General features: G+C 63.7%; 22 protein-coding genes. 16 read left to right on the top strand and 6 right to left on the bottom strand.

Annotated features, from left to right (window positions below; genetic code table 11):
- Window positions 1-5: 5 nt before the first annotated feature.
- The 6 genes from ABX298_RS09555 (at window position 6) to gcvP (ending at window position 8,936) form a co-directional block, all read left to right on the top strand.
- The gene (locus ABX298_RS09555) at window positions 6-1,223 is read left to right on the top strand and encodes a 2-octaprenyl-3-methyl-6-methoxy-1,4-benzoquinol hydroxylase (protein ID WP_367394344.1); all 1,218 of its coding nucleotides are present in this window, start codon (window positions 6-8) and stop codon (window positions 1,221-1,223) included.
- 217 nt (window positions 1,224-1,440) lie between these two features.
- Complete coding sequence (locus tag ABX298_RS09550; protein WP_085615884.1) at window positions 1,441-2,442, top strand: extracellular solute-binding protein; 1,002 nt, start codon at window positions 1,441-1,443, stop codon at window positions 2,440-2,442.
- Window positions 2,443-2,602: 160 nt separating this feature from the next.
- On the top strand, window positions 2,603-4,225 hold the full coding sequence (locus tag ABX298_RS09545; protein WP_075046708.1) for an iron ABC transporter permease: 1,623 nt from the start codon (window positions 2,603-2,605) through the stop codon (window positions 4,223-4,225).
- Between the two features lie 125 nt (window positions 4,226-4,350).
- Complete coding sequence (gene gcvT / locus ABX298_RS09540) at window positions 4,351-5,433, top strand: glycine cleavage system aminomethyltransferase GcvT (RefSeq protein WP_085664307.1); 1,083 nt, start codon at window positions 4,351-4,353, stop codon at window positions 5,431-5,433.
- A gap of 51 nt (window positions 5,434-5,484) precedes the next feature.
- A complete protein-coding gene (gene gcvH / locus ABX298_RS09535) occupies window positions 5,485-5,868 on the top strand; it encodes a glycine cleavage system protein GcvH (protein WP_274078263.1) in 384 nt (127 codons plus the stop codon).
- Window positions 5,869-6,062: 194 nt separating this feature from the next.
- Window positions 6,063-8,936: an aminomethyl-transferring glycine dehydrogenase gene (gcvP, locus tag ABX298_RS09530; RefSeq protein ID WP_075046706.1), complete on the top strand. Its 2,874-nt coding sequence runs from the start codon at window positions 6,063-6,065 to the stop codon at window positions 8,934-8,936.
- Window positions 8,937-9,055: 119 nt separating this feature from the next.
- Here the strand turns inward: gcvP and ABX298_RS09525 are convergent, their stop codons facing one another.
- The 3 genes from ABX298_RS09525 to ABX298_RS09515 form a co-directional block, all read right to left on the bottom strand.
- The gene (locus tag ABX298_RS09525) at window positions 9,056-9,370 is read right to left on the bottom strand and encodes a DUF2388 domain-containing protein (RefSeq protein WP_003259356.1); all 315 of its coding nucleotides are present in this window, start codon (window positions 9,368-9,370) and stop codon (window positions 9,056-9,058) included.
- Window positions 9,371-9,459: 89 nt separating this feature from the next.
- A complete protein-coding gene (locus tag ABX298_RS09520; RefSeq protein ID WP_367394343.1) occupies window positions 9,460-11,145 on the bottom strand; it encodes a GspE/PulE family protein in 1,686 nt (561 codons plus the stop codon).
- A gap of 203 nt (window positions 11,146-11,348) precedes the next feature.
- Window positions 11,349-11,654 carry a hypothetical protein gene (locus ABX298_RS09515; protein ID WP_286100740.1) on the bottom strand — a complete coding sequence of 102 codons (306 nt, stop codon included), beginning with the start codon at window positions 11,652-11,654 and terminating at the stop codon, window positions 11,349-11,351.
- Between the two features lie 126 nt (window positions 11,655-11,780).
- On the opposite strand from ABX298_RS09515, the gene ABX298_RS09510 reads away from it, so the two are divergent.
- Window positions 11,781-12,251: an Lrp/AsnC family transcriptional regulator gene (locus ABX298_RS09510; protein ID WP_039612284.1), complete on the top strand. Its 471-nt coding sequence runs from the start codon at window positions 11,781-11,783 to the stop codon at window positions 12,249-12,251.
- 101 nt (window positions 12,252-12,352) lie between these two features.
- Here ABX298_RS09510 and ABX298_RS09505 read toward each other — a convergent pair whose 3' ends face one another.
- On the bottom strand, window positions 12,353-13,720 hold the full coding sequence (locus ABX298_RS09505; protein WP_003259352.1) for a CYTH domain-containing protein: 1,368 nt from the start codon (window positions 13,718-13,720) through the stop codon (window positions 12,353-12,355).
- A 220-nt stretch (window positions 13,721-13,940) separates the two neighbouring features.
- On the opposite strand from ABX298_RS09505, the gene argE reads away from it, so the two are divergent.
- Both argE and argA read left to right on the top strand, forming a co-directional pair.
- A complete protein-coding gene (gene argE, locus ABX298_RS09500; RefSeq protein ID WP_075046704.1) occupies window positions 13,941-15,083 on the top strand; it encodes an acetylornithine deacetylase in 1,143 nt (380 codons plus the stop codon).
- A 124-nt stretch (window positions 15,084-15,207) separates the two neighbouring features.
- Window positions 15,208-16,506: an amino-acid N-acetyltransferase gene (argA, locus tag ABX298_RS09495; RefSeq protein WP_013974710.1), complete on the top strand. Its 1,299-nt coding sequence runs from the start codon at window positions 15,208-15,210 to the stop codon at window positions 16,504-16,506.
- 151 nt (window positions 16,507-16,657) lie between these two features.
- Here the strand turns inward: argA and ABX298_RS09490 are convergent, their stop codons facing one another.
- Both ABX298_RS09490 and ABX298_RS09485 read right to left on the bottom strand, forming a co-directional pair.
- On the bottom strand, window positions 16,658-18,034 hold the full coding sequence (locus ABX298_RS09490) for a glutamine synthetase family protein (RefSeq protein ID WP_015272222.1): 1,377 nt from the start codon (window positions 18,032-18,034) through the stop codon (window positions 16,658-16,660).
- A 272-nt stretch (window positions 18,035-18,306) separates the two neighbouring features.
- Window positions 18,307-18,567, bottom strand: a complete 261-nt coding sequence (locus tag ABX298_RS09485; protein WP_075046702.1) for a hypothetical protein — start codon at window positions 18,565-18,567, stop codon at window positions 18,307-18,309.
- A gap of 41 nt (window positions 18,568-18,608) precedes the next feature.
- Here ABX298_RS09485 and ABX298_RS09480 point away from each other — a divergent pair, with 41 nt between their 5' ends.
- The 7 genes from ABX298_RS09480 to ABX298_RS09450 all read left to right on the top strand — a co-directional run bounded on the left by ABX298_RS09480 (window position 18,609) and on the right by ABX298_RS09450 (window position 26,917).
- Window positions 18,609-19,967, top strand: coding sequence for a glutamine synthetase family protein (locus tag ABX298_RS09480; RefSeq protein WP_046613615.1), 1,359 nt, complete (start codon window positions 18,609-18,611; stop codon window positions 19,965-19,967).
- A 46-nt stretch (window positions 19,968-20,013) separates the two neighbouring features.
- Window positions 20,014-21,375, top strand: coding sequence for an aspartate aminotransferase family protein (locus ABX298_RS09475; RefSeq protein WP_075046701.1), 1,362 nt, complete (start codon window positions 20,014-20,016; stop codon window positions 21,373-21,375).
- A gap of 170 nt (window positions 21,376-21,545) precedes the next feature.
- Window positions 21,546-22,643 (top strand): polyamine ABC transporter substrate-binding protein, encoded by a 1,098-nt coding sequence (locus tag ABX298_RS09470; RefSeq protein ID WP_025341036.1) that lies wholly within the window; start codon window positions 21,546-21,548, stop codon window positions 22,641-22,643.
- Between the two features lie 158 nt (window positions 22,644-22,801).
- The gene (locus ABX298_RS09465; protein WP_085621814.1) at window positions 22,802-23,896 is read left to right on the top strand and encodes a polyamine ABC transporter substrate-binding protein; all 1,095 of its coding nucleotides are present in this window, start codon (window positions 22,802-22,804) and stop codon (window positions 23,894-23,896) included.
- A gap of 71 nt (window positions 23,897-23,967) precedes the next feature.
- Window positions 23,968-25,110 (top strand): polyamine ABC transporter ATP-binding protein, encoded by a 1,143-nt coding sequence (gene potA / locus ABX298_RS09460; protein ID WP_013974704.1) that lies wholly within the window; start codon window positions 23,968-23,970, stop codon window positions 25,108-25,110.
- Window positions 25,107-26,027, top strand: coding sequence for an ABC transporter permease subunit (locus ABX298_RS09455; RefSeq protein ID WP_013974703.1), 921 nt, complete (start codon window positions 25,107-25,109; stop codon window positions 26,025-26,027). Before potA ends, ABX298_RS09455 begins: the two co-directional genes overlap by 4 nt.
- On the top strand, window positions 26,024-26,917 hold the full coding sequence (locus ABX298_RS09450) for an ABC transporter permease subunit (RefSeq protein WP_003258560.1): 894 nt from the start codon (window positions 26,024-26,026) through the stop codon (window positions 26,915-26,917). The genes ABX298_RS09455 and ABX298_RS09450 overlap by 4 nt, the downstream gene beginning before the upstream one ends.
- Window positions 26,918-26,981: the final 64 nt, after the last annotated feature.

Raw genomic sequence — 26,981 nt, 5'->3', positions numbered from 1 at the left:
TGGAAATGCGCGCAGATCTGTTGATTGTCGGTGCCGGTATGGTCGGCAGCGCCCTGGCCCTGGCCTTGCGCCACAGTGGCTTGCAAATCCTCTTGCTCGACGGCGGCCCGCTGACGGTCAAGCCGTTCGATACCCAGGCCCCGTTCGAGCCGCGTGTCAGCGCGCTGTCGGCAGCCAGCCAGCGCATTCTCGAGCGCCTTGGCGCCTGGGATGGCATTGCCCGGCGGCGTGCCACGCCATACTCGGACATGCATGTGTGGGATGGCAGCGGCACCGGGCAGATTCACTTCTCGGCGGCCAGCGTGCATGCCCAGGTGCTCGGCCACATCGTCGAGAACCGGGTGGTGCAGGACGGCCTGCTGGAGCGCCTGCATGACAGCGACATCGGCCTGCTGCCCAATGCGCGGCTCGAACAGCTGCGCCGCTCCGGCGACGAGTGGCTGCTGACCCTCGCCGATGGCCGCCAGCTGCGTGCGCCGCTGGTGATCGCGGCCGACGGTGCCAACTCGGCAGTGCGGCGCCTGGCCGGCTGCGAAACCCGCGAGTGGGATTACCTGCACCATGCCATCGTCACCAGCGTGCGTTGCAGCGCCGGGCACCAGGCCACGGCTTGGCAGCGCTTCACCGATGAAGGGCCATTGGCGTTCCTGCCGTTGACCCGCGATGGCCAGCAGGACTGGTGCTCGATCGTGTGGTCGACCACCCCGGAGCATGCCGAGCAGTTGATGGCGCTGGATGAAGCGGCCTTCCTGAAGGCCCTGGAGCGGGCTTTCGAGGGGCGCCTGGGTGATGTGCTGCAGGCCGACCCGCGGGTGTGCGTGCCGCTGCGCCAGCGCCACGCCAAGCGCTATGTGGATGAAGGCCTGGCATTGATCGGCGATGCCGCGCACACCATTCACCCGCTGGCCGGGCAGGGCGTGAACCTGGGCTTCCTCGATGCTGCGGTGCTGGCCGAGGTGCTGGTCAACGCCTGCGAGCGTGGCGAGCGGCTGGCGGATGTGAAGGTGCTGAGCCGTTACGAGCGACGGCGCATGCCGCACAACCTGGCGCTGATGGCGGCGATGGAAGGGTTCGAGCGGTTGTTCCAGGCCAACCCGTTGCCGTTGCGCTGGTTGCGTAACAGCGGGTTGAAGCTGGTGGAGCAGATGCCGGAGGCCAAGGCGCTGTTCGTGCGGCAGGCGCTGGGTTTGAGCGGTGATCTGCCGGATCTCGCCAAGGCTTGAGATTGTCGGGGCCGCTTTGCGGCCCTTTCGCCGGCAAGCCAGCTCCCACCTCGACCGCATCGACCTCAAGCCCTGTGCAGTACCTGTGGGAGCTGGCTTGCCGGCGATGGGCTGCGCAGCAGCCCCTCTGCAACATCCGGTAACGCCTATGTAGATGAGTCGGAAAATGGGATTCACTACCATTTGCGCCTCTCATACGATCCGAGGAGTGCTTTCCATGTTGCCACGCAAGCCCCTACTGGCCGCCCTGGCCCTGACCCTGTTCGGCGGCACCGCCCACGCAGCGGACGAAGTGGTGGTGTACTCCTCGCGCATCGACGAGCTGATCAAGCCGGTGTTCGATGCTTATACCGCCAAGACCGGGGTCAAGATCAAGTTCATCACCGACAAGGAAGCCCCGCTGATGCAGCGCATCAAGGCCGAGGGCGAAAACGGCGTGGCCGACCTGCTGCTGACCGTCGATGCCGGCAACCTGTGGCAGGCCGAGCAGATGGGCATCCTGCAGCCGATCAAGTCCGACATCATCGACCAGAACATCCCGTCGCAGTACCGCGCCTCGTCCCACGACTGGACCGGCCTGAGCCTGCGCGCCCGCACCATCATCTACTCCACCGAGCGGGTCAAGCCGCAGGAGCTGAGCACCTACGAAGCCCTGGCCGACAAGCAGTGGGAAGGCCGCCTGTGCCTGCGCACGGCGAAGAAGGTGTACAACCAGTCGCTGACCGCCACCCTGATCGAGACCCACGGCGAGGCGAAGACCGAGCAGATCGTCAAAGGCTGGGTCAACAACCTGTCCACCGACGTGTTCTCCGACGACAACGCAGTGATCCAGGCCATCGAGGCCGGCCAGTGCGACGTGGGCGTGGTCAACACCTATTACTACGGTCGCCTGCACAACCAGAACCCGAAACTGCCGGTGAAGATCTTCTGGCCCAACCAGGGTGACCGTGGCGTGCACGTGAACCTGTCGGGCATCGGCCTGACCAAGCATGCGCCACACCCGGAGGCGGCGAAGAAGCTGGTGGAATGGATGACCGGTGAAGAGGCGCAGAAGCTGTTCGCCGACATCAACCAGGAGTTCCCGGCCAACCCGAAGGTCAAACCATCGGAAGAAGTGGCAGCGTGGGGCAGCTTCAAGGCTGACAGCATTCCGGTGGAAATCGCCGGCAAGCGCCAGGCTGAAGCGATTCGCTTGATGGATCGGGCTGGCTGGAACTAAGCGCCAGGCTTTATCCTTCCGGGGCCTGCAAGGGCCCTTTCGCGGGTAAACCCGCTCCCACAGGGACCGCACAACCCTCAAAGGCAGTGCAGATCCTGTGGGAGCGGGTTCACCCGCGAACGACCGCGCAGCGGTCGCCATCGCAATCGAGAATCAAGCCTTGCCCCACACCCCCCAACGCCGCTGGTACCTCCCGGTCACCCTGGTCGCCGCCCTGGTGCTCCTGCCCCTGAGCGTCCTGCTGCTGTCCTGGCAGTCGATCGACCTGCAGATCTGGTCGCACCTGCTCGACACCCAGATGACTCGCCTGCTGGGCAATACCCTGACGCTGGTGGTGGGTGTGGGCATCGGCGTCACCGTGCTGGGCGTCAGCCTGGCCTGGCTGACCAGCCTCTGCGAGTTCCCTGGCCGGCGCTGGCTGGACTGGGCGCTGATGCTACCTTTCGCCATCCCGGCCTATGTGCTGGCGTTCGTCTTCGTTGGCCTGCTGGACTTCGCCGGCCCGGTGCAGAGCGCCCTGCGCGAGGTGTTCGGGCCGATGCGCTTGCCGCGGGTGCGCTCCACCGGCGGGGTGATCGTCGTCCTGGTGCTGGTGTTCTACCCCTATGTCTACCTGCTGGCGCGCAGCGCATTCCTGGCCCAGGGCAAGGGCCTGATGGAAGCGGCGCGGGTGCTGGGGTTGTCCCCGCTGCAAGCGTTCTGGCGTGTGGCCCTGCCCATGGCACGGCCCGCGATCGGCGCCGGTATTGCCCTGGCCCTGATGGAAACCCTGGCCGACTTCGGCGCGGTGGCGGTGTTCAACTTCGACACCTTCACCACGGCCATCTACAAGACCTGGTACGGCTTCTTCAGCCTGTCCAGCGCGGCCCAGCTGGCCAGCCTGTTGCTGCTGGCGGTGATGCTGGTGCTGTATGGCGAGCGCCGTGCCAGGGGGGCCAGCCGCAGCGGCAACGAGCGGCCGCGCGGGCAGGCGCTGTATCACCTGCGCGGGTTCAAGGCGTTGCTGGCCAGTGGCTGGTGCCTGCTGGTGTTCGCCTGCGCCTTCGTCATCCCGTTGCTGCAACTGCTGGCGTGGTTCTGGCAGCGCGGCCGGCATGACCTGGACGAGCGCTATGTCGGCCTGGTGCTGCACACCCTGTACCTGGGCGGCATGGCGGCGCTGGTCACGGTGTGTGTGGCGTTGCTGCTGGCCTTTGCCCGGCGCCAGGCGCCGACGGGCGGTATCCGCGCCGGGGTAGGCCTGGCCAACCTGGGCTATGCCTTGCCCGGCTCGGTGCTGGCGGTGTCGATCATGCTGGCCTTCAGTTACCTCGACAACCACCTGGTCATCCCGCTGTCCAGCTGGCTGGGCGGTGCCGGCAAGCCGCTGCTGCTGGGCAGCCTGGCCGCATTGCTGCTGGCCTACCTGGTGCGCTTCATCGCGGTGGCCTACGGGCCGCTGGAGAGCAGCCTGGAGCGTATCCGCCCGTCACTGCCCGAGGCATCCCGCAGCCTGGGCGTCGGTGGCGCGGGATTGTTTTTCAAGGTGTATCTGCCGCTGCTGGTGCCGGGCGCGCTCAGCGCCGCCCTGCTGGTTTTCGTCGACGTGCTCAAGGAAATGCCGGCCACCTTGCTGATGCGCCCGTTCGGCTGGGACACCTTGGCGGTAAGGGTGTTCGAGATGACCAGCGAGGGTGAGTGGGCGCGTGCATCGTTGCCGGCACTGACTCTGGTGCTGGTGGGCCTGCTGCCGGTCATCGGCCTGATCCGCCGTTCGGCACGTCGACCCGGTCACAGTCACTGAGGGTGCCAGCCCGCGCCCTTGCGGCTACAATGCGCGGCATTCGCGCGGCGGGTCCTACACAAGAAGAGCTGACGACCCGACGTCATCGACCGCCGCCGCTTCGCCACGCCCGGAAGGAGAAACCCATGGGACAGCGCACGCTTTTGTATGACCTGCACCTGGCGCTTGGCGCCAAGACGGTCGATTTCGGTGGCTGGGACATGCCCCTGCACTATGGCTCGCAGGTCGAGGAGCACCATCAGGTGCGCAGCGATTGCGGGGTGTTCGATGTTTCTCACATGACCGTGATCGATGTCGATGGTAGCGACGCCACTGCCTGGTTGCAGCGTCTGCTGGCCAACGACGTGGCCCGCCTCGACGACACCGGCAAGGCGCTTTACAGCCCGCTGCTGCAGGCGCAGGGCGGGGTGATCGATGACCTGATCGTCTACCGCACGGAAGATGGCTATCGTCTGGTCACCAACGCCGCCACTCGCGCCAAGGTGCTCGACTGGCTGCAGCTGCAGCGTGACGGTTTTGCCGTGGACTTCAAGGTCCGCCCAGACCTTGCCATCCTTGCCATCCAGGGCCCGCATGCCCGAGATAAGGTTGCGGCCCTGCTCAGCTCCGCGCGTGCCGCGCTGATCCGCGAGTTGCGCCCGTTCGAAGGCGTTGCCGAAGGCGACTGGTTCATTGCCCGCACCGGTTATACCGGTGAAGACGGCCTGGAGATCATCCTCCCGGGCGAGCAGGCCGTGGCTTTCTTCAACGACCTGGTCGGTGCCGGTATAGCCCCTAGCGGCCTTGGTGCCCGCGATACCCTGCGCCTGGAAGCCGGCATGAACCTGTACGGCCAGGACATCGACGAAACCCACACCCCGCTTACCTCCAACCTGGGCTGGAGCATCGCCTGGGAGCCGGCCGAGCGCGACTTCATCGGCCGCGCCGGGCTGCTGGCGGAAATCGAGCACGGCGTGCAGGAAAAACTGGTCGGCCTGGTGCTGGAAGAGCGCGGCGTGCTGCGTGCCCACCAGGTGGTGCGTGTAGCCGGGATTGGCGAAGGGGAGATCACCAGTGGTAGTTTCTCGCCTACGCTGAGCAAGTCCATTGCCCTTGCACGCGTGCCCATGGCCACCGGCGACCGGGCCGAGGTGGAAATCCGCGGCAAGTGGTACCCGGTGCGGGTGGTCAAACCGACCTTCGTGCGCCACGGCAAGATCCTGATCTGAACAATTTTTAACCGGCGGGCGTACCGCTGAGCCAATCGAGGAATTCAAGACATGAGCAATATCCCCGCCGACCTGCGTTTTGCCGAAAGCCACGAGTGGGCTCGCCTGGAAGCCGACGGCACCGTGACCGTGGGTATCAGCGACCACGCCCAGGAAGCCCTGGGTGACGTGGTGTTCGTCGAGCTGGCTGAAGTCGGCAAGGTATTCGCCGCTGGCGACGCGGCCGGTGTGGTCGAGTCGGTCAAGGCCGCTTCGGACATCTATGCCCCGGTCGGTGGCGAAGTGATCGCGGTCAACGAAGAGCTGGCTGACAGCCCTGAGCTGCTCAACGAAGAACCTTACGAGTCGTGGATCTTCAAGCTGAAGCCAAGCAACCCGGCCGAGCTGGACAAGCTGCTGGATGCTGCTGGTTACGCAGCCGCTATCGGCGAGTAAGACCGCGTTGCCTTCTTCGCGGCTAAAGCCGCTCCCACAGGGACTGCACAGCGTCTGATACCTGTGCGGTCCCTGTGGGAGCGGCTTTAGCCGCGAAGAGGCCGGGCCTGCGAGCAACTTTCCCCGCAGAATCGGCAATCCCTTCCTAGACTTGTAAGTCTCCATGAGAGCTGTTCCAGGAAGAGAGCGTCGTCATGTCCCAGTCGCCATCCCTGCATCAACTGCAAGAGCTCAACCCATTCCTGCGTCGCCACCTGGGCCCGGATGCCACGGAGCAGCAGGCCATGCTCAATGCGCTGGGTGTCGCCAGCCGCAGTGAGCTGATCGAGCAGACCGTACCGCCAGACATCCGCCTCAATCGCCCCCTCGACCTGCCGCCGGCACTGGACGAACAGGCCGCCCTGGCCAAGCTCGCCGGTTACGCCGGGCAGAACCAGGTCTGGACCAGCCTGATCGGCATGGGCTACCACGGCACCATCACCCCCACGGTCATCCTGCGCAACGTGCTGGAAAACCCGGGCTGGTACACCGCCTACACGCCTTATCAGCCCGAGATTGCCCAAGGCCGGCTGGAGGCGCTGCTGAACTTCCAGCAGATGGTCATCGACCTCACCGGGCTGGCCCTGGCCAATGCCTCGCTGCTCGACGAAGCCACCGCCGCCGCCGAGGCCATGGCCCTGGCCAAGCGGGTGGCGCGCAACAAGAGCAATGCCTTCTTCGCCGACGAGCACTGTCACCCGCAGACCCTGTCGGTACTCAAGACCCGTGCCGAGGGCTTCGGCTTCGAGCTGATCGTCGACTCTGTGGATAACCTTGGCAAACACGCGGTTTTCGGGGCCTTGCTGCAGTACCCGGATACCCACGGCGAGGTGCGCGACCTGCGCCCGCAAATCGACCATTTGCACAGCCAGCATGCCCTGGCCTGCGTAGCCGCCGACCTGCTCAGCCTGGTGGTGCTGGCACCGCCTGGGGAGCTGGGTGCCGATGTGGTGCTGGGCTCGACCCAGCGCTTTGGCGTACCGATGGGCTATGGCGGCCCCCACGCGGCCTATTTCGCCTGCCGCGATGACTACAAGCGAGCCATGCCGGGGCGCATCATCGGCGTGTCGCGCGATGCCCGTGGCAACACCGCGTTGCGCATGGCCCTGCAGACCCGCGAGCAGCATATCCGCCGCGAGAAGGCCAACTCCAACATCTGCACGGCCCAGGTGCTGCTGGCCAACATTGCCGGCTTCTACGCGGTGTACCACGGCCCGGAAGGCCTGCAGCGCATTGCCCAGCGCGTGCACCGGCTGACCTTCATCCTGGCCGCCGGCCTCGAGGCCAAGGGCATCAAGCGCCTCAACCAGCACTTCTTCGACACCCTCACCCTGGACGTCGGCGGTGCCCAGGCGGCCATCATCGAAAGCGCCGAAGCCGCGCAGATCAACTTGCGCATCCTCGGCCGCGGGCACCTGGGCGTGAGCCTGGATGAGACCTGCTCGGAGCAGACAGTGCTGCGCCTGTTCGACATCTTCCTGGGGGTGGACCACGGCCTGGATATAGCCGCACTCGACCAGCTGGCCCTGCCCGAAGGCATCCCCGCCAGCCTGGTGCGGCGCACGCCGTTCCTCGCCCACCCGGTGTTCAACCTGCACCACAGCGAAACCGAGATGCTGCGCTACCTCAAGCAGCTCGAGAACAAGGACCTGGCGCTGAACCAGTCGATGATCCCGCTGGGTTCGTGCACCATGAAGCTCAACGCCACCAGCGAGATGATCCCCATCACCTGGCCTGGTTTTGCCCAGCTGCATCCGTTTGCCCCGGCGGCCCAGGCAACCGGCTACAAGGCGATGATCGACGAACTGGAAAGCTGGCTGTGCGCCATTACCGGCTTCGATGCCATCTGCATGCAGCCCAACTCCGGTGCCCAGGGCGAGTACGCCGGCCTGATGGCCATTACCCGCTACCACCGTAGCCGCCACCAGCCGCAACGCACGCTGTGCCTGATCCCGTCGTCGGCCCACGGCACCAACCCGGCGTCGGCGCAAATGGCCGGCATGGAGGTGGTGATCGTCGATTGCGACGACGATGGCAACGTCGACCTGGCCGACCTCAAGGCCAAGGCCCACTCGGCCGGGGATCGGTTGTCGTGCCTGATGATCACTTACCCGTCGACCCACGGCGTGTATGAAGAGGGGATTCGCGAAATCTGCGAAGTGGTCCACCAGCACGGTGGCCAGGTGTACATGGATGGCGCCAACCTCAATGCCCAGGTGGGCCTGGCGCGGCCGGCGGATATCGGCGCCGACGTTTCACACATGAACCTGCACAAGACCTTCTGCATTCCCCACGGTGGTGGCGGGCCGGGCATGGGCCCGATCGGCATTCGCGCGCACCTCAAGCCGTTCGTCGCCAGCCACCCGGTGGTGCCGGTACCCGGCCTGGACCCGAACAACAGCGCGGTCAGTGCGGCGCCCTGGGGCAGTGCGAGCATCCTGCCGATCAGCTGGATGTACATAGCCATGATGGGGCCGCAGCTGGCCGATGCCAGCGAGGTGGCGATCCTCTCGGCCAATTACCTGGCCAGCCAGCTAGGTGGCGCCTTCCCGGTGCTCTACCGCGGGCGCAACCAGCGGGTGGCGCATGAGTGCATCCTCGACCTGCGGCCGCTGAAGGCGCTGACCGGCATCAGCGAAGAGGACGTGGCCAAGCGCCTGATGGATTATGGCTTCCACGCGCCGACCATGTCGTTCCCGGTGCCGGGCACGCTGATGGTCGAGCCGACCGAGAGTGAGTCGAAGGCCGAACTGGACCGCTTCGTCGAGGCGATGTTGGCGATTCGGGCGGAAATTGGCGAAGTGCAGGAGGGCAACTGGCCGGCGGAGAACAATCCGCTCAAGCATGCGCCGCATACCCTGGCCGATGTGCTGGCGGTGTGGGACAGGCCCTACAGCCTGGAACAGGCGGTGGCGCCCAGTGCTCATGTGCGCCAGCACAAGTACTGGCCAGCGGTGAACCGGGTCGACAATGTGTATGGGGACAGGAATTTGTTCTGTGCTTGTGTGCCGGTGGAGGCTTACCGCTAATTGTGGTTTGCCTGTGCCGGCCTCTTCGCGGGTAAACCCGCTCCCACAGGGCTTGTACAAGTTTTGAATACTGTGCAGTACCTGTGGGAGCGGGTTCACCCGCGAAGCAGGCGACGCGGTTACTCGGCTACCGCATTCTTGGCCAAGATGGCATTGGCCAGTTCCATGTCAGAAGCCTGCATCCCCGGGTTTTCCGCGCGGGCCTGACGAATCGCCGCTTCAAGGAACGGCCCGCGGATCGCGCCTTCGCTGGCCACGAAGCTGCCGGCGTCATCCTGCGCCGCCATCACCAGCTTGTGATCCCCGGAGGTCAGGTAGCTCGATGCCGTGGTAGCACCGGTAGTCATCACGTTACGCCAGAAGGTATCGGCCATGGCCGAGCCGATAGGCAGCGAAAGCAAGGCAGCGGCAGCGATGGCGGTTTTGAAACGCATGTTGAAACACCTCGAAGGGTGAGGGTTGAAGATGCGCGGTTTGATCCTGCCACAGGGGGGCAAGTTCCTTGAATACAAAGGATTTTTGCTCAGGAACAGGCCCGTAGCACTTCCTCTTGGCGGGTGTGCCCGCAGGCTACCTTGGCTTCGCCGCAGCGGCGCAGATCGAGCAAGCCATCGGCCACGGCCTGGCGCCGCAAACTGGCCAGATCGCTGCCCGGGCCTATCAGGGCGCGCAGGCTGTCGCTGGGCACCAGCAGCTCGAACAACCCTGTGCGGCCATGGAACCCCGTGCCACGACAGGTACGGCACGGCTGGCCTTCGGGCAGCGCTGCACCACCCCGGCAATCCGCGCACAGTGTGCGCACCAACCGCTGGGCCATTACCCCCACCAGCGTTGCCTTGATCAGGTAGTCGGCCACACCCAGTTCCTGCAGGCGGGTGATCGCGCCACAGGCGTCGTTGGTATGCAGGGTCGACAGCACCAGGTGCCCGGTCAGGGCTGCCTGCACCGCCACCAGGGCTGTCTCGCGGTCACGGATTTCGCCGATCATGATGATGTCCGGGTCCTGGCGCAGCATGGCCCGCACACCGTTGGCGAAACCCAGGTCCAGGGCGGGCTGCACCTGCAGCTGGTTGAAGGTGGGATCCAGGCGCTCGATCGGGTCCTCGATGGTGCACAGGTTGACCTGCGGCGTGGCCAGCAGCTTGAGGCTGGCGTACAGCGTGCTGGTCTTGCCGGACCCGGTGGGGCCGGTGACCAGGATGATGCCTTGGCGCTGGCGCAGCAGGCCTTGCCACTGGTCCAGCTGTGGCCCATCCAGGCCCAGCCGGTCGAAGCCTTCTTGCAACTGTTGCGGGTCGAACAGGCGCAGCACCAGTTTTTCGCCGAACGGGGTCGGCAAGGTCGACAGCCGCAGTTCCACCTCGCCGCCGCCAGGCAGGCGGCTTTGCAGCCGGCCATCCTGCGGCCGGCGCTTTTCCGCGACGTCCATGCGCCCCAGGTGTTTCAGGCGGCTGACCAGCGCCAGGGTCACCCCGGCGGGGAAGGCATAGACGTTGTGCAGCAGGCCGTCGATGCGGTAGCGCAGCTGGCCCTGCTCGCGGCGTGGTTCCAGGTGGATATCGCTGGCGCGTTGCTCGATGGCGTACTGCAGCAGCCAGTCGACGATATGCACGATGTGCGCGTCGTCCGCACTGGCCTCGGCCTGGCGCTTGCCCAGCTCCAGCAGCTGTTCGAGTTCGCCCAGGCTGGCTGACTGCTGGTGTTGCGCGCCCTTTACCGATTGGGCCAGGCGGTGGAACGACTGCCCTGCCTGGCGGACCTGCTGCGGGTTGGCCAGCACGCGACGGATCGGCCGGCCCAGGCTGCGAGTGAGGTCGGCCAGCCAGTCGTCCTGGTAGGGCTGGGCGCTGGCGACGGTGACGCTGGAGGCGTCGGCGGCGACGATAAGGATGCCGTGGCGCTGGGCGAAGGCCGGGGATATCAGGCCGGTGACCTGGGGCAGGTCCAGTTGCAGCGGGTCGATGCGCAGGTAGGGCTGGCCGACCTTGTTGGCCAGCCATTGGCAGAGGCGGTCCAGGTCCAGGGGCTGGCCAGGGTGTCGGCGGTCTTCCAGGGCGCAGGCGGCGATCTGTTCCAGCGGGTGGGCGGTGGGGTGAGCGGCGGCGTGCTCGAGTACCTGGAGGGTGTCGTTGGCGTGCAGGTGCTGGTCGGCGAGCAGGGCCTGGAGCAGGTGCTTGAGGTCGAGTGCCGGGTTGTCGGGTGTGTGCATGGTTGGCGTCCGTGCCTGATAGGGGAGTGCTGATCAAGGCTAGCCGGACGGCGGAAGGTTAACGGAAGTGAAAAGTTTCGGGAATTTACTGTGCCTGTACTGGCCCTATCGCCGGCAAGCCAGCTCCCACAGGATCACCACAGGCTCGAAGATTGCGCTGTACCTGTGGGAGCCGGCTTGCCGGCGATAGGGCCGGTAAATGCTTACACAAGCGCCAGCTCCACCCGCTGCAGGTTGCTCAGGCTCACCTCACCCACACACACCAGGTTACGCAGTTTCTGCGCAATCACCTCGGCCCGGTGCCAGCTCAGGCCGCCGATGCCGACCTCGATATCCAGCCAGTCATCCTGCTGGCTGACCTGCACGCTGTGCGGGGTAAGGAACTGCAGGGCAAACAGGTTGAGCACTCGGCACAGGCTGTCAGGCTCGGCCTCGGCCTGCAGGCGATAGTGCACGGTGCTGTGGGCGCTGCTGGCGGCCCAGGCGTCGGTACGGGGCTGTGCGTTCATGCTGGTCTCCGCAAATGTGGGAGAAATTCTTGCACGTTGGCGGCGGTATTTTTTCGCTATGATTTGATCATTTCGCTGTATTGGCGAATTGTTCTATTCATGAAGTGCTGTTCTGGAGAATTATTGATGCACAGCGATCTGGACGCCTACGACCGCCGTATCCTCGAACTGCTGCAGGAGGACGCTTCGCTGTCCAGCGCGCAGATCGCCGAACGCGTGGGGCTGTCGCAATCGCCGTGCTGGCGGCGTATCCAGCGGTTGAAGGAGGAGGGGGTGATTCGCGGGCAGGTGACCTTGCTGGACCGCAAGAAGGTCGGCCTGAACACGCAGATATTCGCCGAGGTGAAACTGAACGCCCACGGGCGCTCCAACTTCACCGAGTTCACCGACGCAATCCGCGGGTTTCCGGAGGTGCTGGAGTGTTATGTGCTGATGGGGTCGGTGGACTTTCTGTTGCGCATCGTCACCCCGGATATCGAGGCTTATGAACGGTTCTTCTTTGAAAAACTGTCGAACGTGCCGGGGATACAGGAAGTGAACTCGATCGTGGCGCTGTCGGAGATCAAGTCCACCACCAGCCTGCCACTGTCGCGCTGAGGCATTCGCGGGTAAACCCGCTCCCACAGGGTTATCAGTGAGCCAGAGAGCAGCGCGACCCCTGTGGGAGCGGGTTTACCCGCGAAGAATGCGACGCGGTATCACGCCTTGAGCAAGTGCTTCCAGCCGCGGCTCTGGTCCACCGCCCGAGCCTGTTCGATACGCGCTTCCAGCACTTCATCGCTGATCGGCTGTTCCGCCAGCTCATGCAGCTTCTTCAGGTCGCCATACAGGCGGTCCATCTGCGGCGCTTCCAGCACCTGACGGGCATGATGCAGCCAGGCCAGCAGCTGTTCGATACGCGGCAGTTGCTCGGCCAGGTCTTCCGGACGCTGGGTGTACAGCGGCAGCTTCAACGCTCGGCCTTCTTCGCCCAGCAGGTGCGCCAGCCAGCTTGCCAGCTGCGCCTTGCCCTGGCGCTCGCCACGGCCTTTGCGCTCCACGGTCCAGGCACGGGCCAGCAGCCAGCGCGAGGTTTCCAGCGAGAACTGGCCCCAGCGCACGTCCTCCAGCTCTTCGGCGAACTGCTCGGGGGCGGCGCGGCGGATATCTTCGTCTTCGTTGCCGGCCTGCACCAGCGGGCGCCAGTCTTCGAGCAGGGCGTCGAGGCTGCTGCGCAGGTCGCGGGTGGTGGCGCGTGGCGCGGCCTGGCCCAGGCTGGCGGTAATGGCACGCAGCTCGCTCAGGCACTCGACCCAGTCCTGCAGCAGGCGCCAGTGGCCGTTGTGGCGGTATTGCTCGGCCAGGCGCTGGCTGCTGCCCAGCAGTTGCCAGGCCAGTGCGGCGTAGGCGTCGTCCACGGCCATTTCGGCTTCCAGCTCGGTGTGCGGCAGGCCCAGCTCGTAGCTGTCCGGCTCCAGCAGGCGGTAGCCACGCTCGGCCTTGCTGATGTCGCATGGCATCAGCGGCAGGCTGGCGGCCAGCTCGGCGGCCAGTTCCAGCAGTGCCTGCGGCTCGCCTTCACGCAGTTCCAGTTCCAGCTCGCAGATTTCTTCCTTGCGCTTGCCGGCGATCACGAAACCCTGGTCCAGCGCGGCCTCGATCACCACCTTGCTCTTGCCACGGCCCCAGGCGATTTCGGCGTATTCACGGCTGAAGTCGGTGGTGAACAGCGGCTTGATGGTCTTTTTGTCCAGGTTGGCCAGTTGCGCGGGCCAGCAGCTGTCGTCGAGCTTCTTCAGGTCGAGCTTGACCTTGTCCAGCTGCCATTCGTGCTCGTTGCGCTCGGACAGGCCGGCCACGCTGGTGCCGCGGCACTTGAGGGTCTGGATGATGGCCTCGCCATCGCGGCGCAGGCGCAGGGCGACACGGGCGGCGGAGAGCTCGCGCTCGGGGGTGTCGAAGTACTGGTTGAGCAGTTCGCGGGTCTGCCAGCCGGACTTGTTGCGCTTCTTCAGCAGAGGGTGCTCGCGCAGGGCGGCAAGGGTCTCGCGGCTGGCGCGGAGCTTGAGTTCGGTTTCTTTGTGCATCACAGGCTCGAAGGAGGGGGCGTGGTTGCCCAGCAGTCTACAGGAGTCGGCTCTCGTCTGTTGGATCGTGGTGGCCTTCTTCGCGGGTGAACCCGCTCCCACAGGTACTGTGTAGCCCTCAGGTGTAGCGCTTTCCCTGTGGGAGCGGGTTTACCCGCGAAGAAGCCCACACGGTTGGACGGCATTGCTATGATGGGCAACGCTTCCGAGGAGTACGCGCATGCCGTTGCCGACGCTGAAAGACCAGTTCGCCGCCCTGATCGCCGCGCCCTCGGTCAGTTGCACCCAGCCTGCGCTGGACCAGTCCAACCGCCAGGTCATCGACCTGCTGGCCGGCTGGCTGGGGGACCTGGGTTTCAAGTGCGACATCCAGCAGGTCAGCCCCGGCAAGTTCAACCTGCTGGCCAGCCGTGGCACTGGCCCGGGGGGCCTGGTGCTGGCGGGGCACAGCGACACCGTACCCTATGACGAACAGCTGTGGGCCAGCGACCCGCTGAAGCTGACCGAAACCGATGGCCGCTGGGTCGGCCTGGGCAGCTGCGACATGAAGGGCTTCTTCGCCCTGGTCATCGAGGCGGTCATCCCACTGCTGGAGCACGATTTCAAGCAACCGCTGCTGATCCTCGCCACCTGTGACGAAGAAAGCTCCATGTCCGGCGCCCGCGCCCTGGCCGAGGCCGGCCAGCCACTCGGCCGTGCGGCGGTGATCGGCGAGCCCACCGGGCTGCGGCCGATCCGCATGCACAAGGGCATCCTCATGGACCGCATCGACATCCTCGGGCGCAGCGGCCACTCCTCGGACCCAAGCCTGGGCCGCAGCGCCATGGAGGCCATGCACGCAGTGATGGGCGAGCTGATGGGCCTGCGCCAGCAATGGCAGCAAACCTACCGCAACCCGCAGTTCACCGTACCGACCCCTACCATGAACTTTGGCTGCATCCACGGCGGTGACAACCCCAACCGTATCTGCGGCCAGTGCGCCCTGGAATTCGACCTGCGCCCGCTGCCAGGCATGGACGTGGAGCAACTGCGCGCAGCCATCCGCGGCAAGCTGGTGCCGGTGGCAGAGCGTTTTGAGGTGCGCATCGACTATGCGCCGCTGTTCCCGGAGGTGCCGCCATTCGAGCAGGCCGCCGACGCCGAGCTGGTGCAAGTGGCGGAGCGCCTGACCGGCCATCGCGCCGAAGCGGTGGCGTTCGGCACCGAAGCGCCTTATCTTCAGCAACTGGGTTGCCAGACCATCGTGCTGGGCCCCGGCGACATCGCCTGTGCCCACCAGCCCGGCGAATACCTTGAAATGTCACGAATCGAGCCTACCGTGCGTCTATTGCGTGACCTGATCCGGCACTATTGCCTGGACTAAACGTCAACCGAACTGTTTCGTTCCTGCCTAGAGGAGACCGCGCGTGACCGCAAGCCTGTTCCGACGATGATCCTGAACGCCCCCTGTATCGCCGTTCTCCGTCCACTTATCCACAGGCCCTGTCATGCCCGACTACGTCAACTGGCTGCGTCATGCCTCCCCGTATATCAATGCCCATCGCGACTGCACTTTCGTGGTCATGCTCCCTGGCGATGGGGTGGAACACCCTAATTTCGGCAACATCGTCCACGACCTGGTGCTGCTGCACAGCCTCGGCGTGCGCCTGGTGCTGGTGCATGGCTCGCGCCCGCAGATCGAAAGCCGCCTGGCTGATCGCGGCCTGACCCCGCACTACCACCGTGGCCTGCGCATCACCGATGCCGCCACCCTGGATTGCGTGATCGATGCCGTCGGCGCCTTGCGCCTGGCCATCGAGGCACGCCTGTCGATGGACATCGCCGCTTCGCCGATGCAGGGCTCGCGCCTGCGCGTGGCGTCCGGCAACCTGGTCACGGCGCGGCCGATCGGCGTGCTCGAAGGCGTGGACTACCACCACACCGGCGAAGTGCGCCGGGTCGACCGCAAGGGCATCAGCCGCCTGCTCGACGAGCGCTCCATCGTGCTGTTGTCGCCGCTGGGCTACTCGCCCACGGGTGAAATCTTCAACCTGGCCTGCGAAGACGTGGCCACCCGCGCCGCCATCGAACTGGGTGCCGACAAGCTGCTGCTGTTCGGTGCCGAGCCGGGCCTGCTGGATGCCGATGGCAAGCTGGTGCGTGAGCTGCGCCCGCAGCAGGTTGCCCCGCATCTGCAGCGCCTGGGCAGCGATTACCAGGGCGAATTGCTGGATGCCGCGGCCGAAGCCTGCAAAGGCGGCGTGGCGCGCAGCCATATCGTCAGCTATGCCGAGGACGGCGCCTTGCTGACCGAGCTGTTCACCCGTGGCGGTGGCGGCACGCTGGTGTCGCAGGAACAGTTCGAAGTGGTACGCGAGGCGACCATCGAGGACGTGGGCGGTTTGCTGGAACTGATCAGCCCGCTGGAAGAGCAGGGCATTCTGGTGCGCCGTTCGCGTGAGGTGCTGGAGCGGGAGATCGAGCAATTCAGCGTGGTCGAGCGCGAGGGCATGATCATCGCCTGTGCGGCGTTGTACCCGATTGCCGACTCCGACGCCGGCGAACTGGCGTGCCTGGCGGTGAACCCGGAGTACCGCCATGGCGGACGGGGCGACGAGTTGCTGGAGCGCATCGAAAGCCGGGCGCGGCAGTTGGGGTTGAACACCCTGTTCGTGCTGACGACGCGTACTGCGCACTGGTTCCGTGAACGCGGGTTTGCGCCGAGCGGGGTCGAGCGGCTGCCAGCGGCGCGGGCTTCGCTGTACAACTACCAGCGCAATTCGAAAATATTCGAGAAGCCCTTGTAAACCTGTACTGGCCTCTTCGCGGGTGAACCCGCTCCCACAGGATCTTCACCGGACCTGAGGCCGGCACGGTCCCTGTGGGAGCGGGTTTACCCGCGAAGCAGGCGACACCGATCTCGAACAAAAACGCCGCCCTTGTGGGCGGCGTTTTTGTTTACACGGTATGCAGGTACCAGTTGTACTCGAGGTCGGAGATCGAGTGCTCGAACTCCTCCAGCTCGCTCTCCTTGCACGCGACGAAGATGTCGATGTACTTCGGATCGATGTACTTGTTCAGGATCTCGCTGTCGTCCAGCTCGCGCAGGGCATCGCGCAGGTTGTTGGGCAGGCTCTGCTCCAGCTGCTCGTACGAGTTGCCTTCGATCGGCTCACCCGGCTCGACCTTGTTGGTCAGGCCATGGTGCACGCCGGCCAGTACGGCGGCCATCATCAGGTACGGGTTGGCGTCGGCACCGGCCACGCGGTGCTCGATGCGTACGGCGTCCGGCGAGCCGGTCGGCACGCGCAGGGCCACGGTGCGGTTGTCCAGGCCCCAGCTTGGCGCGTTCGGTACATAGAACTGGGCGCCGAAGCGGCGGTACGAGTTGACGTTCGGGCAAAGGAACGCCATGGACGCGGGCAGGGTCTCGAGCACACCGCCGACAGCGTGACGTAGCGCGGCGTTCTGCTCGGGATCCTCGCTGGTGAAGATGTTGTTGCCATCTTTGTCCAGCACGGAAATGTGTACATGCAGGCCGTTGCCTGCCTGGCCCGGGTAGGGCTTGGCCATGAAGGTGGTGTCCATTTCATGGTCGTAGGCGATGTTCTTGATCAACCGCTTGAGCAGTACCGCGTAGTCGCAGGCCTTGAGCGGGTCGGCCACGTGGTGCAGGTTGACTTCGAACTGCGCCGGGGCGCTTTCCTTGACGATGGCGTCGGCCGGGATGCCTTGCTCCTTCGCGCCTTCCAGGATGTCCTGCAGGCAGTCGGCATATTCGTCGAGGTCGTCGATCAGGTACACCTGGGTCGACTGCGGGCGCTTGCCCGAAATTGGCGAGCGTGGCGGCTGCGGGCGGCCGTTCACGTTCTCCTGGTCGATCAGGTAGAACTCCAGCTCGAACGCGGCGCAGATGGTCAGGCCCATCTCGGTGAACTTGTCGACCACCTGGCGCAGCACTTCACGCGGGTCGGCAAAAAACGGCTCACCTTCGAGCTCGTGCATGGTCATCAGCAGCTGGGCGGTCGGGCGCTTCTGCCAGGGTTCGTTGGAGAGGGTGCCGGGGATCGGGTAGCAGATGCGGTCAGCATCGCCGATGTCCAGGCCCAGCCCGGTGCTTTCAACGGTGGAACCGTTGATGTCCAGGGCGAAGAGGGAGGCAGGCAGGTTGATGCCTTTCTCGTAAACCTTGTGGAGGCTGGTGCGCTCTATGCGCTTGCCACGCACCACACCATTCATATCTGCAATCAGAAGGTCAACGTAGAGAACCTCAGGATGTTCCTTAAGGAACGCGTTCGCTTCGTTAAGCTGAACGGCACGCGGGGGTACCGACATGATGCAACACCTTTGTTGTTAAAAATATCAATCAAGGGGGGCTTGCAAGACCAGTCAATCGAAAAGACAAACTGATGTCAAGCCAACCCCATGATGCCCTGAAATGGCACATCGACGGCAGATTTGCTGCATCTCGGGGCAAACCATTATCCGCTATTTCCCGCGCAAAGGGCTATCTCCGACCAACCGTGTTTTATTTTTTACGGAGGTGTTGTGTAAAAAAATGAACAAGGCTAAGCTCGGTCTCAACCCAGAACACAATAATACGAGGGTCACATGGTCCGCTTGCCGAGACCTGAAAGCACTGCCTGCGCAGTGCCATCGGGTACATCCGTCATTTTTGCAAGCTTCGTCGATGGCGTGGCCGCCCTGGCCGCAATAATTGACGTTTGGCGCTCCCGGACCTGCCCTCGTAGCGGCTTGCCGCCCTTCGTTTCGTCTTCCTGCCCTTCGAACTCATTACGGACGCACCTGTTTTCAGTGTATCCACTGTGGCTCTGCGCGGGGGTTTTTGCTTTAGCAATGTACTCCATCCAGAATCAGTGCGCGGACCACCTTACCTCCTGAGGTATTTATGAGTAACAACCTCGACCAGCTCACCGATTGGTTGAAAGAGCACAAGATCACCGAAGTCGAATGCATGATCAGTGACCTGACCGGCATCACGCGCGGCAAGATTTCGCCTACCAACAAATTCATCGCCGAAAAAGGCATGCGCCTGCCCGAGAGCGTGCTGCTGCAGACCGTGACCGGCGACTACGTCGACGACGACATCTATTACGAACTGCTGGACCCGGCGGACATCGACATGATCTGCCGCCCTGACGAGAACGCCGTGTTCCTGGTGCCATGGGCCATCGAGCCGACCGCCCAGGTGATCCACGACACCTACGACAAGAAGGGCAACCCGGTCGAACTGTCGCCGCGCAACGTGCTGAAGAAAGTCCTCAAGCTTTACGCCGACAAGGGCTGGCAGCCGATCGTAGCGCCGGAGATGGAGTTCTACCTGACCAAGCGCAGCGAAGACCCGGACTTCCCGCTGCAGCCGCCGGTAGGCCGTTCGGGCCGCCCGGAAACCGGCCGTCAGTCGTTCTCGATCGAAGCCGCCAACGAATTCGACCCGCTGTTCGAAGACGTCTACGACTGGTGCGAACTGCAGCAGCTGGACCTCGACACGCTGATCCATGAAGACGGCACGGCGCAGATGGAGATCAACTTCCGTCATGGCAACGCCCTGCACCTGGCTGACCAGATCCTGGTGTTCAAGCGCACCATGCGCGAGGCCGCGCTCAAGCACAATGTGGCCGCCACCTTCATGGCCAAACCCATGACCGGCGAGCCAGGCAGTGCCATGCACCTGCACCAGAGCGTGGTCGACGTGACCACCGGCAAGAACATCTTCAGCAACGACGACGGCAGCATGAGCGAACTGTTCCTGCACCACATCGGTGGCCTGCAGAAGTTCATCCCCGAGGCATTGCCGCTGTTCGCCCCCAACGTCAACTCGTTCCGCCGCTTCCTGCCCGATACCTCGGCGCCGGTGAACGTGGAATGGGGCGAGGAAAACCGTACCGTCGGCCTGCGCGTGCCGGACGCCGGCCCGCAAAGCCGCCGGGTCGAGAACCGCCTGCCAGGCGCCGACGCCAACCCTTACCTGGCCATCGCCGCCAGCCTGCTGTGTGGCTACATCGGCATGGTCGAAGGCATCGACGCCAGCGCGCCGGTGCAGGGCCGTGGTTACGAACGCCGCAACCTGCGCCTGCCACTGACTATCGAAGATGCCCTGGAACGCATGGAAAACAGCCGTGCACTGGTGCAGTACCTGGGCAAGAAGTTCATCACCGGCTACGTCGCCACCAAGCGCGCCGAGCACGAGAACTTCAAGCGAGTCATCAGTTCCTGGGAGCGTGAGTTCCTGCTGTTTGCTGTCTGATCAACTTGGTGCCGCAGGACGCGGCTGTCGAACAACGGAGAAGCACATGAGCGTCAACAACCCGCAAACCCGTGAATGGCAAACCCTGAGCGGGGAGCATCACCTCGCGCCCTTCAGCGACTACAAGCAGCTGAAGGAGAAGGGGCCGCGCATCATCACCAAGGCCCAGGGTGTGCATTTGTGGGATAGCGAGGGGCACAAGATCCTCGACGGCATGGCTGGCCTGTGGTGCGTGGCAGTGGGTTATGGCCGTGAAGAACTGGTTCAGGCGGCAGAAAAGCAGATGCGCGAGCTGCCGTACTACAACCTGTTCTTCCAGACTGCCCACCCGCCTGCGCTGGAACTGGCCAAGGCAATCTCCGATGTCGCGCCGCAAGGCATGACCCATGTGTTCTTCACCGGCTCCGGCTCTGAAGGCAACGACACCGTGCTGCGCATGGTCCGCCATTACTGGGCGCTGAAAGGCAAGCCACAGAAGCAGACCATCATCGGCCGCATCAACGGCTACCACGGCTCCACCGTGGCTGGTGCCAGCCTGGGCGGCATGAGCGGCATGCACGAGCAGGGCGGCCTGCCGATCCCGGGCATCGTGCATATCCCGCAGCCTTACTGGTTCGGCGAAGGCGGCGACATGACCCCGGATGAGTTCGGGGTGTGGGCGGCCGAGCAGCTGGAGAAGAAAATCCTCGAAGTCGGCGAAGACAATGTCGCCGCCTTCATCGCCGAGCCGATCCAGGGCGCCGGCGGCGTGATCATCCCGCCGGAAACCTACTGGCCGAAGGTGAAAGAGATCCTCGCCAAGTACGACATCCTGTTCGTCGCCGACGAAGTGATCTGCGGTTTCGGCCGTACCGGCGAGTGGTTCGGCTCCGACTACTACGACCTCAAGCCCGACCTGATGACCATCGCCAAGGGCCTGACTTCCGGTTACATCCCCATGGGCGGTGTGATCGTGCGTGACACCGTGGCCCAGGTACTCAGCGAAGGCGGCGACTTCAACCACGGCTTCACCTACTCCGGCCACCCGGTAGCGGCCGCCGTGGGCCTGGAAAACCTGCGCATCCTGCGTGACGAGAAAATCGTCGAGAAGGCGCGCAGCGAAGCGGCACCGTATTTGCAAAAGCGTTTGCGTGAACTGCAGGACCACCCTCTGGTGGGCGAGGTACGCGGCCTGGGCCTGCTCGGCGCGATCGAGCTGGTCAAGGACAAGGCCACCCGCAGCCGTTACGAAGGCAAGGGCGTGGGTATGATCTGCCGCACCTTCTGCTTCGAAAACGGCCTGATCATGCGCGCGGTGGGTGACACCATGATCATTGCGCCGCCGCTGGTGATCAGCCATGCAGAGATCGACGAACTGGTGGAAAAGGCACGCAAATGCCTCGATTTGACCCTTGAGGCGATCAACTGAGCACCTGCTAGGCTAGCGATGTGGCATTAAGTCGTTACTAGGCCCTGCTTTCCTTGATACAGGGCCTTGTAACTTGCCAGACTAGCGGCTGTTTCAGTCGCCGCGCGCTCTGCACCGTAGGTCCTGGCTGCTGAACAGATGGCTAAATAAAAAATTCTGGAGCATTACGCATGAATAAAATGGGCAAGACGTTGCTGGCCGCCGCCCTGATGGGTGCCATGGCTACCGCTGTTCAGGCTGAAGACAAGGTGTTGAACGTCTACAACTGGTCGGACTACATCGCTCCGGACACCATCGCCAAGTTCGAGAAGCAGTCGGGCATCAAGGTCAAGTACGACGTCTTCGACAGCAACGAAACCCTCGAAGCCAAGCTGCTGGCAGGCAAGTCGGGCTATGACATCGTCGTGCCTTCGAACAACTTCCTGGCCAAGCAGATCAAGGCTGGCGTGTACGAGGAACTGGACCGCTCCAAGCTACCGAACTGGAAGAACCTCGACCCTGACCTGCTCAAGGCCGTTGGCGATGCCAGCGACAAGGACAACAAGCACGCCTTCCCTTACATGTGGGGCTCGATCGGCATCGGCTACAACCCGGAGAAGGTCAAGGCCGCGCTGGGCGTGGACAAGATCGACTCGTGGGACGTGGTGTTCAAGCCTGAGAACATCGCCAAGCTCAAGAGCTGCGGCGTGAGCTTCCTGGATGCCCCGACCGAAATGCTGCCGGCTGCGCTGCACTACCTGGGCCTGCCGAGCAACAGCACCAAGAAGGAAGACCTGAAGGCCGCCGAGGACCTGTTCCTCAAGATCCGTCCTTCGATCACCTACTTCCACTCGTCCAAGTACATCGGCGACATGGCCAACGGCAATATCTGCGTAGCCGTCGGTTACTCGGGTGACCTGGAGCAGTCCAAGGCCCGTGCCCACGAAGCCGGTGACAAGGTCAAGGTGGACTACGTCATTCCGAAGGAAGGTGCCGGTACCTTCTACGACATGGTCGCCATCCCCAAGGATGCCGAGCATAAAGACGCTGCCTACCAGTTCATGAACTTCCTGATGCAGCCGGAAATCATGGCCGAGATCACCAACGCCGTGCGCTTCCCGAACGGCAACGCTGCCGCCACCCAGTTCGTGGACAAGGAAATCACCAGCGATCCGAGCATCTATCCGCCAGCTGAAGTCAAGAAGCAGCTGTACGCGATCGCTGCGCCTGAAGCGTCTGCCCAGCGTGTGATCACCCGCAGCTGGACCAAGATCAAGTCGGGCAAGTAAGCCCGATGCAGTACCTCTGGGCCGGGGAATCCCGGCCCAGAGCCAGTGAAAGGCAATTGATGATTGCGGCATCGAAGCTGCGAAGGTAAGTTGCGCGCCGGTTTTGCGTGTGCGGCAGCATTGTCGCTACCCAGGCACTGATTGTGAGGACCACCCACTTGTCCATTTCTGTATTCCGCAAGGCCTTGATGGCTGGAGCGGGCCTGACGCTGGCATGCAGCGTCCAAGCGGCGCCTACGGTGCACTTCTACAACTGGTCCGACTACGTCGGCCCGACCACACTCGCGGACTTCGAGAAAGCCACGGGCATCAAGCCCGTGCAAGACGTGTTCGATTCCAACGAAACCCTGGAAGGCAAGCTGCTGGCCGGCAACACCGGCTATGACGTGGTAGTGCCATCCAACCATTTCCTCGGCAAGCAGATCAAGGCGGGCGCGTTCCAGAAGCTCGACAAGAACCTGCTGCCCAATTATTCCAACCTGGACCCGGCGCTGATGAAGCGCCTGGAAAGGAACGACCCGGGCAACCAGTACGCCGTGCCTTACCTGTGGGGCACCAACGGCATCGGTTACAACGTCGACAAGGTGAAGGCCGCGCTGGGCGTGGACACCATCGACTCCTGGGCAGTGCTGTTCGAGCCCGAGAACATGAAGAAGCTCGCCAAGTGCGGCGTGGCCTTCCTCGACTCGGCGGACGAAATGCTGCCGGCGGTGCTCAACTACATGGGGCTGGACCCCAACAGCACCAATGCCAAGGACTACCAGGCCGCCGAGAAGAAACTGCTGGCGGTACGCCCGTACGTGACCTACTTCCACTCGTCCAAGTACATCACCGACCTGGCCAACGGCGACATCTGCGTCGCGGCAGGTTTCTCAGGCGATGTGTTCCAGGCCAAGACCCGCGCCGAAGAAGCGAAGAAGGGCGTGAACCTGGCCTACGCCATTCCCAAGGAAGGCGGCAACCTCTGGTTCGACGTGCTGGCGATTCCCAAGGACGCCAAGAACGTCAAAGAGGCGCATGCCTTCATCAACTATTTGCTGAAGCCTGAGGTTATCGCCCAGGTCAGTGATTACGTCGGTTACGCCAACCCGAACCCCAAGGCTGGCGACCTGATGGACCAGGCCGTGAGGACTGACGCCGCGGTTTACCCACCGCAGGAAGTGCTGAACAAGATGTTCGTGAATTCAGAGTTGCCACCCAAGGTGCAACGGCTGATGACCCGTAGCTGGACCAAGGTCAAGTCGGGCAAGTAAAAATCCAGGCCCGTGGCGGCACCTGTAGCACAGGGCTCGCGGGCACAAAAATCTTGTTGGGAGTTTCACTCATGGCAGTTGCCTCCGGTGCCTATAAAAAAGCCCTCGAGGGTGGCCAGCAACCCAAGCAGGTGCTGGTCAAGATCGACCGGGTCACGAAAAAGTTCGACGAAACGGTAGCCGTGGACGATGTGTCCCTGGAAATCCGCAAGGGCGAGATCTTCGCCCTGCTGGGTGGCTCCGGTTCCGGCAAGTCCACCTTGCTGCGCATGCTGGCCGGCTTCGAACGCCCGACCGAAGGGCGGATCTTCCTCGATGGCGTCGACATCACCGACATGCCGCCCTACGAGCGGCCGATCAACATGATGTTCCAGTCCTACGCGCTGTTCCCGCACATGACCGTGGCGCAGAACATCGCCTTCGGCCTGCAGCAGGACAAGATGCCCAAGGCCGAAATCGACGCCCGCGTGGCCGAGATGCTCAAGCTGGTGCACATGACCCAGTACGCCAAGCGCAAGCCGCACCAGCTGTCCGGCGGCCAGCGCCAGCGCGTGGCCCTGGCCCGCTCGCTGGCCAAGCGCCCCAAGCTGCTGCTGCTCGACGAACCGATGGGCGCACTGGACAAGAAACTGCGTTCGCAGATGCAGCTGGAACTGGTGGAGATCATCGAGCGTGTGGGCGTGACCTGCGTGATGGTGACCCACGACCAGGAAGAGGCCATGACCATGGCCCAGCGCATCGCCATCATGCACCTGGGCTGGATCGCCCAGATCGGCTCGCCGGTGGACATCTACGAGACGCCTACCAGCCGCCTGGTGTGCGAATTCATCGGCAACGTCAACCTGTTCGAAGGTGAGGTGGTCGACGACGCCGAAGGCCACGCGATCATTGCCAGCCCGGAGCTGGAGCGCAAGATCTATGTCGGCCACGGCATCACCACGTCGGTGGAAGACAAGCACATCACCTATGCCCTGCGCCCGGAAAAGATGCTGGTCACCACCCAGCAACCGACCTGCGAGCACAACTGGTCGCGCGGCAAGGTTCACGACATTGCCTACCTGGGTGGCCATTCGGTGTTCTACGTCGAGTTGCCGAGCGGCAAGGTCGTCCAGTCGTTCGTCGCCAACGCCGAGCGCCAGGGCACCCGCCCGACCTGGGGCGATGAAGTGTACGTGTGGTGGGAAGACGACAGCGGCGTGGTACTGCGGTCATGAAGCTGCGCAAGCTCAAGCGAGCCTTCCAGCGTATTACCCCGGAGGGGCGGCACCTGGTGATCGGCGTGCCGTTCATCTGGCTGTTCCTGTTCTTCATGCTGCCGTTCTTCATCGTGCTGAAGATCAGCTTCGCCGAAGCCGACGTGGCGATCCCGCCGTATACCGAGATCTACAGCTACGTCGAAGACAAGCTGCAGCTGGTGCTCAACCTGGCCAACTATGGCCTGTTGACCGAGGATGAGCTGTATATCTCGGCCTACCTGGGCTCGCTGAAGATGGCCTTCTTCAGCACCCTGTTGTGCCTGCTGATCGGCTACCCGATGGCCTATGCCATTGCCAACGCCAAGAAGGAAACCCAGACGGTCCTGCTGTTGCTGATCATGATGCCGACCTGGACCGCGATCCTGATCCGCGTCTATGCCTGGATGGGTATTCTCAGCAACAACGGCCTGCTCAACGGCTTCCTGCTGTGGACCGGGTTGATCGACCAGCCGCTGCAGATCCTCAACACCAACCTGGCGGTGTACATCGGCGTGGTCTATTCGTACCTGCCGTTCATGATCCTGCCGCTGTTCGCCAACCTGGTGAAGCACGACCCGAGCCTGCTCGAGGCCGCTTCGGACCTGGGTTCGAGCACCTTCAACAGCTTCTGGAAGATCACCGTGCCACTGTCGAAGAACGGCATCATCGCCGGCTGCATGCTGGTGTTCATCCCGGTGGTGGGCGAGTTCGTGATCCCTGAACTGCTTGGCGGCCCGGAAACCCTGATGATCGGCAAGGTGCTGTGGCAAGAGTTCTTCAACAACCGTGACTGGCCGGTGGCCTCTGCGCTGGCGGTGGTGATGCTGGCGATCCTGATCGTGCCGATCCTGCTGTTCAACCGCAGCCAGGCCAAAGAAATGGAGGGCAGGGCATGAAGCGCTTCAGTTTCTCCAAGCTGATGCTGGTGCTCGGCTTGCTGTTCATCTACCTGCCGATGTTGATCCTGGTGATCTACTCGTTCAACGCCTCCAAGCTGGTGACGGTATGGGGTGGCTGGTCGGTGAAGTGGTACGTCGGCCTGCTCGACAACACCCAGTTGATGGGTTCGGTGATGCGTTCGCTGGAAATCGCCTGCTACACGGCGGTGGCAGCCGTGGCGCTGGGTACCTTGGCGGCGTTCGTGCTGACCCGGGTTACCCGCTTCAAGGGCCGCACGCTGTTCGGTGGCCTGGTCACCGCGCCGTTGGTAATGCCCGAGGTGATCACCGGCCTGTCGCTGTTGCTGCTGTTCGTGGCCATGGCGCAGATGATTGGCTGGCCGCAGGAGCGCGGCATCGTCACCATCTGGATCGCCCATACCACGTTCTGTGCCGCGTATGTGGCGGTGGTGGTGTCGGCACGCCTGCGTGAGCTGGACCTTTCGATCGAGGAAGCGGCGATGGACCTGGGTGCCAAGCCGTGGAAGGTGTTCTTCCTGATCACCATCCCGATGATCGCGCCGTCGCTGGCGGCGGGCGGCATGATGTCGTTCGCCCTGTCGCTGGATGACCTGGTACTGGCCAGCTTCGTCTCCGGCCCTGGTTCGACCACCTTGCCGATGGAAGTGTTCTCGGCGGTGCGCCTGGGCGTGAAGCCGGAGATCAACGCCGTGGCAAGCCTGATCCTGCTGTCGGTGTCGCTGGTGACCTTCTTCGTCTGGTACTTCAGCCGCCAGGCCGAAGAGCGCCGTCGCAAGGCGATACAGCAGGCGATCGAAGAGGGCGCTGCGGCGAATGCTTCGCAGCCACAGGTCAAGCGCCCGGCGCAGGTTGCGGCGTCGGCCTGACCTGGCCTCTTCGCGGGTGAACCCGCTCCCACAGGGTCATGTGCAGTCCTCAAGACCTGCGCAG

The organism is Pseudomonas sp. X4, from assembly GCF_040784925.1.
Classification (GTDB): domain Bacteria; phylum Pseudomonadota; class Gammaproteobacteria; order Pseudomonadales; family Pseudomonadaceae; genus Aquipseudomonas; species Aquipseudomonas putida_Z.
This window is presented reverse-complemented; position numbering and strand designations above follow the sequence as displayed.

Bases quoted from the DNA above. Each gene is read 5' to 3' on its own strand.
- ABX298_RS09525 (WP_003259356.1), bottom strand. From the start codon at position 9,370: ATGCGTTTCAAAACCGCCATCGCTGCCGCTGCCTTGCTTTCGCTGCCT.
- gcvH (WP_274078263.1), top strand. From the start codon at position 5,485: ATGAGCAATATCCCCGCCGACCTGCGTTTTGCCGAAAGCCACGAGTGG.
- argE (WP_075046704.1), top strand. From the start codon at position 13,941: ATGCCGTTGCCGACGCTGAAAGACCAGTTCGCCGCCCTGATCGCCGCG.
- ABX298_RS09485 (WP_075046702.1), bottom strand. From the start codon at position 18,567: ATGGAGTACATTGCTAAAGCAAAAACCCCCGCGCAGAGCCACAGTGGA.
- ABX298_RS09450 (WP_003258560.1), top strand. From the start codon at position 26,024: ATGAAGCGCTTCAGTTTCTCCAAGCTGATGCTGGTGCTCGGCTTGCTG.
- gcvP (WP_075046706.1), top strand. From the start codon at position 6,063: ATGTCCCAGTCGCCATCCCTGCATCAACTGCAAGAGCTCAACCCATTC.
- ABX298_RS09490 (WP_015272222.1), bottom strand. From the start codon at position 18,034: ATGTCGGTACCCCCGCGTGCCGTTCAGCTTAACGAAGCGAACGCGTTC.
- ABX298_RS09475 (WP_075046701.1), top strand. From the start codon at position 20,014: ATGAGCGTCAACAACCCGCAAACCCGTGAATGGCAAACCCTGAGCGGG.
- ABX298_RS09480 (WP_046613615.1), top strand. From the start codon at position 18,609: ATGAGTAACAACCTCGACCAGCTCACCGATTGGTTGAAAGAGCACAAG.
- ABX298_RS09510 (WP_039612284.1), top strand. From the start codon at position 11,781: ATGCACAGCGATCTGGACGCCTACGACCGCCGTATCCTCGAACTGCTG.
- ABX298_RS09515 (WP_286100740.1), bottom strand. From the start codon at position 11,654: ATGAACGCACAGCCCCGTACCGACGCCTGGGCCGCCAGCAGCGCCCAC.
- argA (WP_013974710.1), top strand. From the start codon at position 15,208: ATGCCCGACTACGTCAACTGGCTGCGTCATGCCTCCCCGTATATCAAT.
- ABX298_RS09455 (WP_013974703.1), top strand. From the start codon at position 25,107: ATGAAGCTGCGCAAGCTCAAGCGAGCCTTCCAGCGTATTACCCCGGAG.
- ABX298_RS09470 (WP_025341036.1), top strand. From the start codon at position 21,546: ATGAATAAAATGGGCAAGACGTTGCTGGCCGCCGCCCTGATGGGTGCC.
- ABX298_RS09550 (WP_085615884.1), top strand. From the start codon at position 1,441: ATGTTGCCACGCAAGCCCCTACTGGCCGCCCTGGCCCTGACCCTGTTC.
- gcvT (WP_085664307.1), top strand. From the start codon at position 4,351: ATGGGACAGCGCACGCTTTTGTATGACCTGCACCTGGCGCTTGGCGCC.
- ABX298_RS09505 (WP_003259352.1), bottom strand. From the start codon at position 13,720: ATGCACAAAGAAACCGAACTCAAGCTCCGCGCCAGCCGCGAGACCCTT.
- ABX298_RS09520 (WP_367394343.1), bottom strand. From the start codon at position 11,145: ATGCACACACCCGACAACCCGGCACTCGACCTCAAGCACCTGCTCCAG.
- ABX298_RS09555 (WP_367394344.1), top strand. From the start codon at position 6: ATGCGCGCAGATCTGTTGATTGTCGGTGCCGGTATGGTCGGCAGCGCC.
- potA (WP_013974704.1), top strand. From the start codon at position 23,968: ATGGCAGTTGCCTCCGGTGCCTATAAAAAAGCCCTCGAGGGTGGCCAG.